Below are 16,240 nucleotides of genomic sequence, written 5' to 3' on the forward strand. Positions count from 1 at the left end.
CGAGCGAGAGCTACACGCTACGGCTGGCCAAACCGCAGCCGCGTATCCGCGACACTAAAATCGCAATACTCATTCTCACAGCCGATCAGCTTCGGATCGTGCGTCGCAGGCCCACGCGCGCCCGTACACAACGCATAACGAACCGCATCCGTCTTGAGCTCGTCACACGCTCCGGGATACTGGGGCGACCTTACGTAGATAAGCCCCCGGTGTACGATTCTCCCCACCGGTCCGCCAGCCGCAACGCCGACTTGCGCCATGCAGCCGGCGAGCTGGTCGAATGCCTCCGCGGAGATAAAAATCTCATCCGGATCGTCCTGGGCGCCAAACGCCGTCGCCTTCCAGTCCACCTTCCTGAGGCAGCCGGATGCCTTATCCCTGGTCTCATGGGCCACACTCGCCGCGGACCAGACTGCCAGAAGAACGCACGCCATCCATAGCAGTGACCTGCTTCCCTTGCCGTTCATCACCACTCCCCTTGACCGCCGCAGCCGGGTCAGGCTGCATGGAACGCTTCCTGGCGGAGAATCTTTCACCGCGTCCGTACAGGGTGCGTGAACGGGTTAATTCCTCACGTTTGGGCTAGCACCCTTCGCCGCTGAAGCGGCTCCTACAGAAGAGAAAGGCGGCTCTCAGGAGCGCTCCGGAGATCACGCCGGCGCAGCAGCTGAGCACTACTGTCGCCGGCAGTGAGAGCGAGCCGCTCCACTGCTCCGGTGGTCCGAAAGCCTCGAACATCACGATCCCCAGTATGGCCACGGACAGAAACGTCACCAGCCAAAGCGCGTACGCCAATAAGTCGGTGAGCGAGCTGTACTTGAGGAACCCGACGAAGCTCAATGCGAAGACGACTGCCCCGACGGCGGGCGCCGATCGGAAGCCATCGTGCCCGACGCAGACCAACAGTGCGCCCCCGTCGTACGACGATACACAACGCAACAGCACGGGGACCACGGCGAACATCAGCGCGGTCCAGGGCGCCGGGTAGCGCCTCACCAGGGCAGCCGAGACGGCCGCGATCATCGATTTCTTCCAGATCATGGGCCGGAAGACTAGGGGTCCCCCGCGGCATCGGATATCGGATCATTCTGAAAAATGTGTCCGATTGCACGATGGAATTGTCTAACAGGCAGGCGATCCCCTAGCATCCCGACCATGTCCCGCACCCTTCCCACGCTGCTTCAGCGCCTGCGCCGCCACAAAGGCGGCTGGTTGCTATTGATCGCGGCGCTGATGATCAAGATAGCGGCGGGAACCGTGTGCGTGCTGGACGGCCCCCGTGTGGCATCCAACGTGCCGCCCGGCGGTCACACAACGATCGAGAGCATGGTCGCAGCGGCGACGTCGTCTGCGGACGAGGGTGACACATGCCTGCTCGGTGAAGCTGGCGGCTGCCACTGTGCCTGTGCGCACGCGACGGCGTTGCCGGCGACCCTGCCTGTTCTGGCCGCTGTCATCGGCTTGCCCGCCGTCGTCAGCCATCTACCGGCGGCGCCGAGGCTGCTGTTCAATCGTTCGCCGCTACGGCCTCCTATCGCCTGAAACCCTCGTCTCCGACGCTCGCCCGATAAATCGGGTGCGTCGATCGTTGCTGGTTTTCAGGAGATTTCCCCATGTTCTTGTTGCGTGCAGCGCCCTGGGGCGCCGTGTGCGTGTTCCTTGCCGCCACTGTTTCCGCTTCCCCTTATGCGGAGGCCCCACCGCCGGTCCTCCTCGCACCTCCCGCGTTGCAATCCGCAGTCCATGAGCTGTGGGCCAACAGCCCGCAGGTGCAGCTTGCCGATGCGGCCCTGCGTGCCGCGCGGGCCCGTGCTCGCGCCGCCGCACAGCCTCTCTACAACCCCTCGTTGCAACTGGAGGGCGAGAACGCCGACGTCGATCGCCGTACGGTCGGTGCGAGCCTGGCGCTGGACCTCTCCGGCAAACGCCGGGCCCGGACCATCGAGAGCGATGCGGACGTGCGGGCCCGGCAGGCGGCCTACACACTCGCGCGTCGTGATATCGCCGCGGACTGGTTGAAGGCCTGGGCCGGCGCGATGCTGGCGCGAGAACAAACCGAACTGGGTCGCCGACGCCTGGCCCTGATGGGACGTTTCGACGAGCTCGCAGCCCAGCGTCTGAAGGTGGGCGACATCAGCAGTTCCGAACGCGACCTGGCGGCCCTGGCCCTGGGCGAGGCGCAGATCCAACAGGCGTCCCTGGCAGGCCAGGAGGCTGCGTCTCTGGCGGCCCTGGCCACGGTCGGCGGGGACGCCGGCGACGCGCTGCCCGGACTGCCTCCGGCCCTGCCGCCGAGCGCCGGGCTAGTCGTTCCTGTGGCGCTGACCGACCGCCCGGAGTGGCTTCAGGCACAAGCGGATCAGGACCGTGCCGAGGCCGGCGTCGTGGTCGCCCAGCGCGCGCAGCGGCCCGATCCGACGGTGAGCCTGACCGGCGGGCATGTGCGAAGCGGCACGCGCACCGATCGTGTCGTCGGCGTCAGCCTTTCCATTCCGATTCCGATATTGAACACCGGTCGTGCCGAGATCGCCGCCGCACAAGCTGACGCCGACGCGGCGTTCGCCTCACGACGGGCGACCACGCTGCGCTCGAACGCCGGCCTCACGCAGGCCCAGTCCACCTACACCGCCCTGCGCGGCGCGGCGGAATCGTTCCGGCAAAGCCGCGCCAACGCCTTCGACGAACGCATCCAGACCCTCGAAAAGTTGTGGCAAGCCAGCGAGATCGGCACCTCGGACTACCTCGTGCAACTCAAACAGAGCCTCGATACGGCGCTCTCCGGCCGCGCGCTGGAAAGCCAGACCTGGCAGGCCTGGTTCGATTACCTCGCCGCCTCCGGTCGTCTGACCGAATGGATCGACGGACCCTTCAAGGACACTTCCCGATGACGACGCCACTGCTCCGTTCTACCGTCCTGAGCCTCTCGCTTACCGTGTTGCTCGGCGGTCTGTCCCTTGCCGCATGCGCGGAAGATGCCAGCGCGACGGCCGCCGATGAGGCTGCGGCGAGCAACCCTCTCGTCCTCGATGTCGCCGCGATCAAGACCGCCGGCATCGTCGTCGACACCCTTACCGTCCGCACCGTGTCCGACCAGTTCAAGGCACCCGGCGAGGTCAAAGTCGATGCCTACAACACCGTACTGGTCTCGCCCCGGGTCGCGTCCCAGGTCGTCGCCCGCAAAGCGAGGCTGGGCGACATCGTCACTGCCGGCGCACCGCTCGTCGTGCTGTCCAGCGTCGAGGTGGCCGAGACACAAGGCCAGCTCATCGTAGCCAGCCAGGATTGGCAGCGCGTGGCCGCACTCGGCGCACAGGCGGTCTCGGCGCGTCGCTATAACGAAGCCCTGGTGCAGCGCGACCAGGCCAAGGCAAAGCTCAGGGCATATGGCTTATCCGAGGGGCAGATCGCCCATCTGATCAAGCGAGGCTCGTCCGCAGCGGACGGCAGCTTCGAGCTGCTCGCCCCGCGTGCCGGACGCGTGACGACGGATGCGTTCCTGGTCGGTGAACGGATCGAACCTGGCCGTCCCTTGTTCACCCTGGTCACCGAGTCGTCCGTGTGGGTCGAGGCGCGTCTGTCCCCTGCCGCCGCCGAACAGGTGAAGGAAGGCGATACGGTGACCATCCTCGCGCACGGTACCGAACTGCCCGGCAAGGTCGTGCAGCGATCTCACCAGACGGATGAAAAAACCCGCACCGTCGATGTTCGCATCCAGGTGGCCAACGAGAAGGACGTGTTGCACCCAGGGGAGCTGGTGGAAAGCCGCATCGCCATCACCTCGAACACGCGGCAGCTGGCTGTGCCCGCCGAGGCCGTCGTGCTCTTGCAGAACCAGGCCACGGTCTTCGTCCGCGGCCAGAAGCCCGGCCAGTTTGAACCGGTTCCGGTGGAGGTGGGCGACACACGCGATGGCTGGACCGAAATCAAGCAGGGTCTCGCTGCAGGCGCGCCCTACGTGCGCAAAGGCGCGTTCGCGCTGAAGGCCCGTATCCTGCGTTCGCAGCTTGGAGAAGACTGATGCTCGAGCGTCTGGTCGAACTCTCCCTCAAATACAAAGTGCTGGTCCTGATCATCTTCGCGGTGATTGGCTTGGTCGGTTTTCAGGCCGTTCGCACCTTGCCGATCGATGCCTTCCCGGACGTCACGCCCGTGCAGGTGAACGTCTACACGGAAGCCTCGGGCCTCGCCGCCGAGGACGTCGAGCAGTTGCTGACGACTCCCGTGGAGTCGGCACTTGCCGGGCTGCCGAAGGTCGAAGAGATCCGCTCCGTCAGCCTTTTCGGTCTGTCCTACGTCTCGGTCTACTTCACCGACGACATGGACATCTACTTCGCTCGCCAGCTGGTCAACGAGCGTCTGCAGCAGGTCGGCGATCGCTTGCCGGCGGGCTATGGCAAGCCGGAGATGGGTCCCAATACCTCGGGCCTGGGACAGGTGTTCTGGTATACGGTCGAGCGCGCCGATGAAAAGCTGAAGAACGCTCCTTCGGACATGGACCTGCGCACCTTGCAGGACTGGACGGTGCGGCTGATCCTGCGCACGGCACCCGGCGTGGACGATGTCACCTCCTGGGGCGGTCAGGAGAAGCAGTATCAGGTGCAGGTCGACCCGATGCGATTGATCGCACACAACCTTGGTTTCAAGGAAGTGATGCAGGCACTGGAAGCTAACAACGCCCAGGTCGGCGGCAACTTCATCGACGTGGGTCGTGAGCAGTACCTGGTTCGTGGCCTGGGCCTGGTCAGGAATGCCACCGACATCGGCAATATCGTCCTGAAGACCGACGACGGCACACCCATCTACGTGCGCGACGTCGCCACCATCGTCGAGGCCGGCGCCCCGCGTACCGGCGCGGTCACTCGCGATGGCAAGGAAGTCGTCATGGGCCAGGCGCTGGCCCGTATCGGTGAGAACGCCAAGAGCGTGGTCGATGCGGTGAAAGCCAAGCTGGACACGGTCAAGCAGTCGCTACCCGCCGGCACCACCATCAAACCCGTCTACGAGCGCACCGACCTGGTCAACGCGGCGGTCGGCACCGCGGTGCGGGCGCTGGTCGAGGGTTCGATCCTCGTCGCTATCGTCCTGTTCCTTTTCCTGGGCGAATTGCGCAGCGCACTGATCGTCGTGGTGACCTTGCCACTGGCGATGCTGATCGCGTTCATAGGCATGGAGAAGGCTGGGCTGTCAGCCAACCTCATGTCGCTGGCGGGCCTGGCGATCGGTATCGGCATGATGGTCGATGGCTCGGTGGTGATGGTCGAGAACGCCTTCCGCATCATGGCTGAGCGCAAGGCGCATGGCGGGCACATCGACAGGACCGCGGCCGTGCTCGAGGCGGCCCGTGAAGTGGCAAGCCCGATCGCGTTCGCGATCGGCATCATCATCGTCGTCTTCCTGCCGTTGTTCAGCCTGCAGGGTCTGGAAGGGAAGATGTTCAAGCCGATGGCCTTCAACATCACCTTCGCCATGGCCGGCTCGTTGATTCTCGCCCTGACGCTGATCCCCGTGCTCGCGGCACTCATGCTCAAGCCGAAGGCGGAAAAGGACACCCGGTTGGTCGCGTATCTGAAACGCGGCTACGCCCGTGTACTGATCTGGTCGCTGAGCCACCGCAAGGCGGTGATCGGCATGGCCGTGGCAGCGCTGGTCGGCAGCCTGGCACTCTTTCCGTTTCTTGGTAAGGAGTTCATGCCCAACCTCCGGGAGGGGGCGATCATGTGGCGAATCACCTCGATTCCCTCCGCCTCACTCGAGGAATCGATCGATATCTCCAACCATGTCGCGCAACGAATCAAGGCGACGTTCCCCGAAGTCGAAACGACCCTTTCCATGATCGGCCGCGCGGAGAAAGGCGAGACCGCCGACGTGAATTACATGGAGGTCTACACCCCGCTCAAGCCGAAGGACCAGTGGCGCGCAGGACAAACACTGGAAAGCATCGAGGAAGCGATGCAGACCGAACTCACGGCTATTCTTCCGACCGCCGTGGTCAGCTATACGCAGCCGATTCAGATGCGCATCGAAGAGCTCATTTCCGGCGTGCGCGCGACCCTGGCATTGAAGCTCTACGGCAATGACCTGGCCGAACTGGATCGGCTGAGCGCGAGAATCAAGGACACCCTGGCCACCGTGCCCGGCGTCGCGGATCTGGGCCTGGAAGCGAACATCGGCAAACCGCAGATCCGCATCGAAATCGACCGTGATGCCCTGGCTCGATACGGCCTCAACGCGGACGACATCCTCACGGTGGTCCGTAACGGTATCGGTGGCGAACCCGTGGGTACCTTGCTCGACGGCGTCAAACGCTTCGACATCGCTGTTCGTCTGAACGACGCGAGCAAAGCCTCGTTGTCCGCCATCGAACGGATACCGGTCCGTACGCCTTCGGGCGCACTGGTTCAGCTGTCGCAGGTCGCCAGGGTCAGCACGGCCGAAGGCTACTCGTTCATCCGCCGCGAACAGCTGCAGCGGTATGCGGTGATCCAGATGGACGTGCGCGGCCGCGATATCGATGGCTTCGTCCAGGAGGCCAACGCCAAGTTGGCGCAGGCCGTGAAGCTGCCGACCGGCTATTACACCGAATGGGGCGGCGCCTTCGAGAACCAGCAGCGAGCGTTGAAGCGCCTTTCGATCATCGTGCCGGCGACGATCTTCTTCATCTTCGTCCTGCTCTACACCGCGTTCAATTCAGTGCGCTATGCGTTCCTGATCCTGGCCAACGTGCCCTTCGCCGTGATCGGGGGCATCGTCGGATTGTTCGTCACCGGGCAGTACCTCTCGGTGCCCTCTGCCATCGGCTTTATTGCCGTGTTCGGCGTGGCGATGTTGAACGGCATTGTCCTGGTGAGCTTCTTGAACGAGCAGCAGAAGGCGGGGTTGAGCGCGCGCGATGCGGTCATCCGGGGAACGGCACTGCGACTACGCCCCGTACTGATGACGGCCAGCGTGGCAATCCTTGGACTGGTGCCCATGTTGCTCTCGTCCGGCGTCGGCGCAGAAACGCAGCGACCGCTGGCGACCGTCGTCGTGGGCGGGTTGATCACTTCGACGTTACTCACGCTCGTCCTCCTTCCCCTTCTCTACGACTGGATGGAGCAGCGCAGGGCCACACAAGCATCCCTTTCCTGACAGGAGCACACCCATGTCTTCCACGTTCGATGATACTAAGGCCGACGGCGACGGTGATCTCACCGATCTGCTGGGCGAACTACGCGTCCTGCTGCCGGCTTCGCAACTCCTATCGGGCTTCCTGATTGCCGTTCCGTTCGCGCCCGGCTTCGCAAGGCTGGTCGGGCACGAGCAACATATCTTTCTTGCGACCTTCGTCTTCTCGCTGATCAGCCTGGTCATGCTGAGCGGACCGGCGATCCAGCATCGGTTGATCCGCCCACTGCGCGACCGCGAGCGCTTCAAGGTGATCGCAGGACGACAGATGCTGGCGGGCGCGGTGACGCTGGCTGTCGCCCTTGTGCTGGTTACTCAACTGGTGTTGTCTGCAGTGATGGGCGACACCTTGGGCAACATCGCGGCAGCAGCACTCGGGACGCTGATTGCGCTGATGTGGTGGGGCCTCCCCTGGTGGCTACGCGGTCGCGGGCACGTCTAGCGCGCCCGCTTACATCACCCAGCGAAGCATCCCACCCGCCGCCACGAGGGGCACGGCAAGCTTCGCCAGCGCACGGAAGCGCACGGGATGGCACCTACGGACGCTCATGCAAAGTCTCGGACAGCCCGTACGTTCAATGACTTCCGTCCCAACCGGCCCTTTCTTCGTAACGATTTCCCCCGCCATACCCTTGAAGAAGACGCTTCGGAAGATGACGATCAAGGCACCACACCGCCGGCGCAAAAGGAGAATGCCATGGCAAACCGTGTTCCCTCATGGATACGTGAATCCTTCGAGAGCTTCGCTCTCGGCCCCATTACGAACGATGAGATGCCGGGCACCTGGCTATCCATCAGCACCGATACACCCGGCGATCATCGACTCAGCGCCGACTACGGAGATCCAAAGCCGCTGCCTTCTTATGGCGATGGCACGTATGTGCTGGTGAATGGTCCGGGCTTCGTTTCTTTCAAGCTGAACAAGCCGGTCGCGAGTCTCTACTTCGGCGTCTGGTCACTGAGTGGGAGCGAAGGCAGCGTACACGCTCGTTATTTTGGTGCGAACGGCAAAACCCTCGCGGAGATCGACCATCAGGTCATCCAGACCGGCAGTTACGGCTATTACAGGTATTCAGCCGACGTCATCGCCGGTGTGGATATCTCACGAAATAGCACCTCGCCGGACGACGTCTGCATTGATAACTTCGCAAGCTTCGACGAAAATCAGCTCGAGAAGCTGAAGGCGACCACTAAAACGAACCTGACGATCGACGATCTATCGAGCTAGCATCGGTCGCAACTGCTTGTCCCGTCGCATTCACGCCGCGGCAAGACGAAACGCGAAGCCGAAGTACCGATCCAGCGAGCGTTCCGGATGAAACGGAATGATGCAGGACCGCAGCGGGTTCTCCCAGCGGTCCTGCAGCTCGTAACCGAGCTTTGCGAGGCCACCGAGGAATTCCCGTTCCGCCGTGATCCGGTACGGACAACACGCCGTACCGATGTTCTGCACCGTGAAATACGACTCACGCATATGGATGGGCACGGAATTGAGCAGCAGGAACTTCGGCTTACGGGCCATCGCCGCGAGTGCATCCTCGAGCGAATAGCTCAGGTACTGCAGCGATCCGGCGGCAAACAGTACGTCGGCACCCGAGGCTGCCCCCACCTCGTCGGCAAAATGCAGCCTTCGGGAGGGATCGTGCTGGGTCGCCCATTGCGCTCCGGATGCGTTCACTGCGGGCACGTCCATCACCGTCCAGTTCAGGCTCGACGGATAGGCCAGGTACTTCTGATAGGCGTAGTAGGCGATGCCGATATGTCCACCGATATCGAAGACACGATGTGCACCCTCGGCGAACCAACGGCCCAGCCAGTAGATCATCGGGTAGTCGTTGATGAACACCCGGCGGGTCCGCTCGCGATACAACTCGGCGGACTCGGTATTGTCGTAGCCACTGACGCTCGACGGCGGAATGCTCGCCTGGGCCTCGTCGAAGGAGGCGAAGACACCCCGGTAGAGATTGTGCGTCAGGGCGTGGTGGGCGAAGAATCGCCGGGTGTAACGGGCTTCCTGAAAATGGCGTAACAACGGCAGCCGTGCCGTCGCCTCCGTACGGGTGGAGTCGACATGGGTGTTCATGGACAACTCGTGCAGCTTCGGCAACGGCAGCATGCGCCGACCCATCCTTGCCGAATATACCTCCCGCGATTTAGGTCGTCCGACCTAGGGATTTCTTTCGAATATCCGAGCGCACGCGGTGCAGCCCCCGGTAAACCCAGCGAACCGGGCCGACCATGTGAAAACCCGCGGTCGCGCGAGTGGAACGCACGACGTACAGTGAACCGCAGGATTCGACGCGGGTCGCGAGAAGGCGCTTGTACTGGTTGTCACCGTAGCCAAAGCTGACCCGTTCCCCCGGAAAGCGATCGATCAGGGCCCGCACCGCCTGGAACACGGCGACCGATCCTATGCCGATCTTTGCTACCTCGTCGTCGTAGCCGAGGTCGTCGACGAGATACGTGCCGCCAAGACGATAACCGTGCACATAAGCGAGTGGCCTGCCGTCCCGAATCACGACGTGACCGATGAGGTGCCCCGCGTCAGCCAATCGTTGGAACAAGGCAAGGCGTTGGGGTGCCTCCCAGTCGATCGGCAGATCGGCGTGATGCCAGGTTCGCGCGTAGAGTTCGTTCATGAGCCGGCAGTACTCGGCCATCTCATCGCCGCGATCGAAGACGCGCAGCGTGGCGTCGCCACCGAGCTTGCGATAGGCGCGGCCGACTCGCTGGACCTGATCGGCGCGTTTCTTCTTGTCCATCCCCGCAAGCCACGCCTCGGAGGACGGCTGCGGATCGATCGACCAATGAACCTGATCCAGAAGGTTCGCCGCCACCGTACGGAAACCGCCCCCGTGAGACAAGGCAGCTGCCAATCGATTGGGCAGGTCGGCTTCCTGGATGCGCAGCACGCAGACGCTGCTGTCGCCGGCAAGCTGCCGTGACACCAGAAGCTCCACCGTCGCACGTTCTTCGTCGCTGGCGACGACACCTGAGCCCAACAGGCGCAGCGCCGCACCCCGGTAAAGCCTGACCTTGCGCCCGGCCAGATCGAGTCGCGCGGTGTGATCGATCGCCAATAGCGGTGCGTAGCCGGCGACACGACCCTGGCTGTCGCGCACCACGATCACATGAGGCACGGTGCCGTCGTCCCGACTCTCGACCTCGAAAGCGATCCAGTCCGGATGTTGCACGATGCCACTGGCCGCTCCGGGGCGTTCGGCCACAGCAGCGAGTTCATCGCGTATGGCGCGAAGCTCATCGACTGTATGCAGGATAATGCTCAGGTAGGTCATGGACTGGCCTTCACCGCGGATGGCTGGACGAACTGAAGGGCACGCAGGAAGACACGGCCGGGCGGCCCCAGACGGCGGCTGATGCCCGCCATCAACTGCAGGTCGTCATTCGTCCAGTAGCGAACGATGACGCTCATGGGAGCGTAGACGGCGAGAAAGACGGCCGCGCCGGCCAGGAAACCCAGGCGCGAGGGCGTCACCATGGTGGTGCCCCACGCCGCGGCGGTCGCCACGAGGCCGACCGCGAACAATCGAGCCATGGCGGCGACCGGCAGCGCACCGCTGGTCGCCTTGCGCAGGTAATGAATGGCCAGCGCCATCTCGACGATACGCGTGGCCGCGTACGTGACGACCGCCCCCGCGAGACCGAACGTCGGAATCAGCGCCACACCGAACACGGCATTGGCGGCGACGGCGACCGTTGCGATGCGTATGCGATCGTCCTGGCGATCCACCACGGTCTGGAAGGCGGCGATGCCGTTGCCGATCAGCAGCAGCCCGCCGAGGACGAGGGTCGCTTCGATCGCCGGGATCGCGTCTACATAGCGATTGCCATACATCAGCCTGACGATCTCAGGCGTGGTGACCAGGCCGAGGCCCGCAATAGCGATGCCCACGGCCCAATAGAAACGGGTGGCCTCGGAGAGGAAGCGTGCCGCACGCGCCGTCCCGCTCTCGCCGAACGTCTTCGCCATGTAGGGCAGCAGCGTCGAGGTAAGACCCACCGAAAACAACTGAACGGCGCCACGTGTCAGCGTCCCGGCGATGGCGAAGTAACCGACGGCCACCGAACCCGAAAACGTGTTCAGCAAGAAGACCTCGATGGTACCCACGCGGAAGGAGCCCATCAGCACGAGCACCGCGGTCAGCTTCAGATGTCGATTCACCCGGGCGTTCGTGGCCGGGGGAATCGGTCCGGGTGCGAACGGGCGACAATAGTGGCGGTACGAAAGACGGTTGACGAGATTCAGCAGCAGACAGGCGACGGCGAACAAGGCGACGAAGGTCACCAGGTCCGCGTGTAACACCATGGCACCCAGCACGAAGAGCATGCCGACGACGCCGCCGGCCACCGTGGCGATGGCCTCCGGCTCGAAGCGCTCCTGACCCTTGCCGATGGCCACGAGTACCGCATAGTTGGACTTGGCGACGACCGCGATCACCACCAGGACCATGATCGGTAGCAGCGAGGTGCCCCACTCGGCCGGACTGGCAAGAGCCGCGATGGCGGCGAAGAGTCCGATAACGACCAGCGAACTGACGGTCTGGATGCGCGAGAAACGCGCGGCGAGACTGGACGCGAGCCCCGGGTCGCCCATGCCGTCCGCCTCGGCGATGAACTTCGTCGACGAGGTGGTAAGCGCATGGTTGGAACACACGATCAGCCAGCCGCAGAGCCAGACCGTAAACGCATAACGACCGAAATCCGCCGGCCCCAATGAACGAGCGATCCAGACGCTCATCAGCAGCCCGAGCGCATACTCGATATACGTCGACACCGTGACGATACCGATACTGCGCAACACGGCAACGCGACGGTTCATGGCGCGCTACCGAGAAGGTTCGACGGATGCGTGAGACCGGAGCCCGGAGGCTGCTTCATCATCCACTGCGCGACGCCGGCACCGCGATTGTTCCAGTTGAATCGGCGCAACGTGTCCGAGATGGACGCGCAGGACTCGCTATACGACGACGAAAGCGCTGCGAAGCGCTTCTTCAACGCCGCCGCCTTCGCGGGATCTTTCTCGAAGTAGTACGCGGCGGCCACCGGCAAGCCCAACTCGACCGTATGACCATCGCTATACCATCCCTCCGACTCCTGGATCTTCATCAGGGCGTCCGTCTTCGCGTGCGATGAGGACCAATACCAGGCAATCTGCCCTCCGGCGCCGGAGCATTCGTTGCGCCAGTCGTGCGGATGGACGAGTAACGAGGGATCGATCCAGCCGTAGCGCTCGAGATACGCGCCGAAGGCGGTGATCATCGGCGGGATGCGGGCATCGTCCGTCACCAGCCACGCGTGCCACAGGCCGTCCACGATGTTCTCGCTCATCCACGGCGAGGCACCCCGCACATCGTCCGCGCCGCCCGGATCGTTCTCATGCATGTTCCAGCTGTTCCGCCAGGAGCCGTCGTCGCCCAGCCCGTCCGGATTGGCACGCTGCTGGTCGCTCAACCAGCCGACGCGTGCTTCGATCCGCTCGCGGTAGCTTTTATCGCCAGTGAGTTCAAAAGCCGCCACCGTCTCGATCAGGCCCAGTCCGGCGAGGCGCTCGGTGAAATAGTCATCGGGATGCCTGTAAGGTCCCGGTGCGCCGTTCCAGCCACCGCTGTTCCACAAGTCGGCCATCTTCGCGACCGTGGAAGCGTCGTGCATCGAGTCGTCACCGGTCAGCGCGACAGCGAGCAGGATCGGCTCGATGTAGACGTACTTGACGTCGCAGGGTTTCCCGTCCGGCAGCCAGCCGCCACCGCAGATCGGACTCACGGCCGGCCCGTCACGCTTGATACCCGCCATATACCAGCGATAGCTCTCTTCGGCCGCCTCGAGGTAGTCCGCTCGCCCGGTGCGTACATAGGCCTTGAACAGGGTCGACGGCCGGTCGAACAGCCAGGCGGTGGTGTCCTTGACCGGCATCGCCGCCGCCCATTTGAACTGCGCATCGACATAGCGTGCATAAGGTTCGTCGCGCGTGGCGACAGACTGGGGCCCGGCGATCAGCGACGCGGTCAGCCACTCGGGCGTCAAGGTGCCCAGCGCCGCGGGACGATCCTTCACCATCCCGCGTGAATACGGCCATGCCGGCAGGTCGGCGGTACGGGGCTGGCCCAGCGCGAAATAGTACGCCCCTGGCGCCGCCATGAATTCGGCGCGCACGGCGCGAAGGCTGCCATCACGGAAATGCCAGGTGAGCATGCGTGTTATCGCGGCGGGCACTTCCTTGCCATGTGAGTCGAGGATGCGAAGCTGCCCGGTGTCGCGCAGCGCGCCAGGCGGTAACGGAATACCGACGGACACAGGCAGGTTGTCGCCCTGCCCGGCGATACGCTGCACGTTGATGCGTTGCGCTGCGACCACGCCAGCCTCAGCGGAGCGAGCGCCCTGCGATGCCAGGGACGCCGCGAGCGCGAGCAGGCAGCCGATCACGAACAGCGAATGAGTTTTCATGCCACCGACGCGGTGGGCAGGTTCGCGCCGGCCAGGTGGTACTCCCAGGTCAGTGCGGTGCGCACGATGAAGTCGAGGTCGTCATAACGTGGCGTCCAGCCCAGCTCCTGGCGCAGCCGGTCGCTGCAGGCGATGAGCTTGGGGATATCGCCGGGCCGCCGTGGCAACTCGATGATGTTGAGGGCATGACCGCCGACGCGCGCAACGGCATCGACGACTTCGCGCACGCTATAGCCGTGGCCGTAGCCGCAGTTGAGCGTCAACGACGCACCACCATCGCGCAGGTGATCCAGCGCCCGCAGGTGCGCGGCTGCAAGGTCTTCGACGTGGATATAGTCGCGCACACCGGTGCCGTCGGGGGTGTCGTAATCCGTGCCATAGATGGACACGCTGCGGCGCTTGCCGACCGCATGCTCGCAGGCCACCTTGATCAGCAACGTGGCCTCCGGCGTCGAATGGCCGATCCGCCCCAGCGGATCGCAACCGGCCACGTTGAAGTAACGCAGGATGACATGCCGCACCGCCCCCGTCGCCGACCAGTCGCGGAGCATCGTTTCCGACATTAGTTTCGACGTGCCGTACGGATTGATGGGCCGTGTCTGGGTGTTCTCGTCAGCCACACCGGCGTCAGTCGTACCGTATACCGCCGCCGTGGAGGAAAAGATGAACTTGTCCACGCCAGCCTGCGCGCAGCAGGCCAGGAGGTTCCGCGTATTGCAGGTGTTATTGCCGTAGTACTTGAGCGGGTCGCTCATCGACTCCGGCACCACAGTGTGGGCGGCAAAGTGCAGCACCGCATCCACCTGGTAGGTCTCGAGCGTCCGCGACACCAGTTCACAGTCGCCGACGTTCCCCTCGACGAAAGCCGCACCGCGGACCGCTTCGCGAAAACCGGTGGAAAGGTTGTCGATCACCACCACGCGATCGCCACGGGCGACCAGTTGCTGCACCGTGTGACTACCGATATATCCGGCGCCACCGGTGACCAGGACCGTATTCATGGGTGCCTCCCGGCGTTCGCCGGCGGGAAGTTGTGTGAGAGCCAGCCACCGATCCCGTCGAGCAGTCGGGCACGGTCACCGGTGAGGATGTAGGTGTGGTCGGTCTCGGCGGCATAACGCGTGGTGACCGCCGGGTGGCTCATCACCTTGCCGAAGCACTCTCGGAACTGCCGCGCGTGGTTGAAGTAGTTGCTGATGCCACCGGAGTAGACGAGGTAGAGCTTCATCCCGCGCTCGACCATGCCGGTGAAATCCGCGATGACTTCGTCCCGCGGCGCCGGTGCCACGGCAAATACAGGCTGGGCGGCCTTCGGAGTGACCGAAGCGTCCCCGCCCCCGCGGCGCGTGAGCCGGCGCGCCCAACGCGCCGGGTCGACCAGGCGTGGCAGGTAGTGCCTGAGCTTGTAGCCAAGGGTGCGGAACGCATAGCCGTCGAGGAACACGGCACCGGATACGCGCGGATCGGTGGCGGCGACCACGTGGGCGTTCTGCGCACCGGAACACAAACCTACGAGCACGAAGCGCTCACAGCCGGCGCGTTCGGCCAACAGTTTCATGGCATCGTCGACATCCGCGCAGACCTGCTGCGTGCGTGTTTGCTGTCCACCGCTGGCACAGCTGTCGCCGAGCGTCGACAGATCGAAACGAAGGGTCGGATATCCAGCGGCGTTAAGCTGCCGGGTCAGCTCCACATGCAAACGGAACGGACCGATGCGGTGGACGAGACCCGCGTTGAGCACGATAACGCCCGTCGCTCCGCGAGCGCCTTCGGGCACGCCAGCGATACCGACCAGGTGCCGGGCGCGGCCAAAGCGATGGGCTTCCTCGCGCATCACGCGACCTCCTTCAGCCGACCGGTCACGGCCTGGATGAGCGGATGCGAAAGGATCGCCGTCTCCAGCCGCTCCAGATCGTTCCACGGCGTCGGCGGCGTGATGGTAGCGACACGACCGCGGTGCGAGACAATGCGCTCCCAGCTCCGGCCGGACGACGCGGGCATGGAGTCCAGGACCAGCGTCGGCACATTGGCAGACGCTACGCTCAGCGCAGACAGCTGGTGGCGCAGGCTCTCGGCGATATCGAAGCCGAGCCACTGCTCTGCCACGTCGCTGTGACTACGCGGCGCGTTGAACCGACCTGCATCCTCGCGAAGCGCCGCCTGCATGGCGTCGAGTTCGGCCACGTAGTGGCCACCGTCGAGTACCGGATCCCAGGCGATCACTTCGCTGAAGCGTGCCTGCTCCGCGGCGGCAAGGGCGACACTGCCGCCCAGGCGGGCGCCAAAGGCGACGATGCGGTCCACCCCGGCGCGACGGCGAAGCTCGACCGCCGCCGTCGCCGCGTCGCGCACGCAACGCTCCCAGTCCACCTCCGCACTGCCGCCAGCGGAATCGCCGGTGCCGTGATAGTCGAAGCGCAGGACGGCCATGCCTTCCTCGGCCAGCGACTGCGCTAGTTGGCGGTAGAGCCGGTGGCAGCGGATCAGGTCCTGGCCGAGCGGCGGGCACATCAGCATGGCGCGACGTGCCGGAACGGACGGCGCGTGATACATGCCGAACAGACCGGCGTCCGGGCCAAAGAAGAACGGCATGTCAGCATCCTGGCGCATC

The 16,240-nt window shown here is 64.3% G+C and carries 15 protein-coding genes; 6 read left to right on the forward strand and 9 right to left on the reverse strand.

Translation table 11 applies throughout. The features are described from left to right. Positions 1–17: 17 nt before the first annotated feature. Together HB634_RS04110 and HB634_RS04115 are read right to left on the reverse strand one after the other, a co-directional pair. The gene (locus HB634_RS04110) at positions 18–467 is read right to left on the reverse strand and encodes a hypothetical protein (protein WP_213947649.1); all 450 of its coding nucleotides are present in this window, start codon (positions 465–467) and stop codon (positions 18–20) included. 115 nt (positions 468–582) lie between these two features. Continuing rightward, positions 583–1,041 carry a hypothetical protein gene (locus HB634_RS04115; protein WP_213947650.1) on the reverse strand — a complete coding sequence of 153 codons (459 nt, stop codon included), beginning with the start codon at positions 1,039–1,041 and terminating at the stop codon, positions 583–585. A gap of 114 nt (positions 1,042–1,155) precedes the next feature. On the opposite strand from HB634_RS04115, the gene HB634_RS04120 reads away from it, so the two are divergent. The 6 genes from HB634_RS04120 to HB634_RS04145 all read left to right on the forward strand — a co-directional run bounded on the left by HB634_RS04120 (position 1,156) and on the right by HB634_RS04145 (position 8,392). After that, complete coding sequence (locus HB634_RS04120; protein ID WP_063570461.1) at positions 1,156–1,542, forward strand: hypothetical protein; 387 nt, start codon at positions 1,156–1,158, stop codon at positions 1,540–1,542. 71 nt (positions 1,543–1,613) lie between these two features. Then, the gene (locus HB634_RS04125; protein WP_213947651.1) at positions 1,614–2,888 is read left to right on the forward strand and encodes a TolC family protein; all 1,275 of its coding nucleotides are present in this window, start codon (positions 1,614–1,616) and stop codon (positions 2,886–2,888) included. After that, a complete protein-coding gene (locus HB634_RS04130) occupies positions 2,885–4,018 on the forward strand; it encodes an efflux RND transporter periplasmic adaptor subunit (protein ID WP_213947652.1) in 1,134 nt (377 codons plus the stop codon). The genes HB634_RS04125 and HB634_RS04130 overlap by 4 nt, the downstream gene beginning before the upstream one ends. Further along, positions 4,018–7,128 (forward strand): CusA/CzcA family heavy metal efflux RND transporter, encoded by a 3,111-nt coding sequence (locus HB634_RS04135; protein ID WP_213947653.1) that lies wholly within the window; start codon positions 4,018–4,020, stop codon positions 7,126–7,128. Before HB634_RS04130 ends, HB634_RS04135 begins: the two co-directional genes overlap by 1 nt. 13 nt (positions 7,129–7,141) lie before the next feature. Then, on the forward strand, positions 7,142–7,606 hold the full coding sequence (locus HB634_RS04140) for a DUF6328 family protein (RefSeq protein WP_213947654.1): 465 nt from the start codon (positions 7,142–7,144) through the stop codon (positions 7,604–7,606). Between the two features lie 255 nt (positions 7,607–7,861). Next, positions 7,862–8,392, forward strand: coding sequence for a hypothetical protein (locus HB634_RS04145; RefSeq protein ID WP_063570465.1), 531 nt, complete (start codon positions 7,862–7,864; stop codon positions 8,390–8,392). Positions 8,393–8,422: 30 nt separating this feature from the next. On the opposite strand, the gene HB634_RS04150 is transcribed toward HB634_RS04145, so the two are convergent. The 7 genes from HB634_RS04150 to HB634_RS04180 are packed head-to-tail and all read right to left on the reverse strand — an operon-like array spanning position 8,423 to position 16,239. After that, positions 8,423–9,280, reverse strand: a complete 858-nt coding sequence (locus tag HB634_RS04150; protein ID WP_213947655.1) for a TIGR04325 family methyltransferase — start codon at positions 9,278–9,280, stop codon at positions 8,423–8,425. Between the two features lie 37 nt (positions 9,281–9,317). Next, complete coding sequence (locus tag HB634_RS04155) at positions 9,318–10,460, reverse strand: GNAT family N-acetyltransferase (RefSeq protein WP_213947656.1); 1,143 nt, start codon at positions 10,458–10,460, stop codon at positions 9,318–9,320. After that, the gene (locus HB634_RS04160; RefSeq protein ID WP_213947657.1) at positions 10,457–12,004 is read right to left on the reverse strand and encodes an oligosaccharide flippase family protein; all 1,548 of its coding nucleotides are present in this window, start codon (positions 12,002–12,004) and stop codon (positions 10,457–10,459) included. Before HB634_RS04160 ends, HB634_RS04155 begins: the two co-directional genes overlap by 4 nt. Next, positions 12,001–13,629, reverse strand: a complete 1,629-nt coding sequence (locus HB634_RS04165; RefSeq protein WP_213947658.1) for a hypothetical protein — start codon at positions 13,627–13,629, stop codon at positions 12,001–12,003. Before HB634_RS04165 ends, HB634_RS04160 begins: the two co-directional genes overlap by 4 nt. After that, positions 13,626–14,630 carry a UDP-glucose 4-epimerase GalE gene (gene galE / locus HB634_RS04170; protein WP_063570469.1) on the reverse strand — a complete coding sequence of 335 codons (1,005 nt, stop codon included), beginning with the start codon at positions 14,628–14,630 and terminating at the stop codon, positions 13,626–13,628. Before galE ends, HB634_RS04165 begins: the two co-directional genes overlap by 4 nt. Continuing rightward, complete coding sequence (locus HB634_RS04175) at positions 14,627–15,463, reverse strand: dienelactone hydrolase family protein (RefSeq protein ID WP_213947659.1); 837 nt, start codon at positions 15,461–15,463, stop codon at positions 14,627–14,629. The genes galE and HB634_RS04175 overlap by 4 nt, the downstream gene beginning before the upstream one ends. Continuing rightward, positions 15,463–16,239: an alpha/beta hydrolase gene (locus HB634_RS04180; protein ID WP_063570471.1), complete on the reverse strand. Its 777-nt coding sequence runs from the start codon at positions 16,237–16,239 to the stop codon at positions 15,463–15,465. The genes HB634_RS04175 and HB634_RS04180 overlap by 1 nt, the downstream gene beginning before the upstream one ends. Between the last annotated feature and the right edge of the window lies 1 nt (position 16,240).

The organism is Luteibacter sp. dw_328, from assembly GCF_018449605.1.
Classification (GTDB): Bacteria; Pseudomonadota; Gammaproteobacteria; order Xanthomonadales; family Rhodanobacteraceae; genus Luteibacter.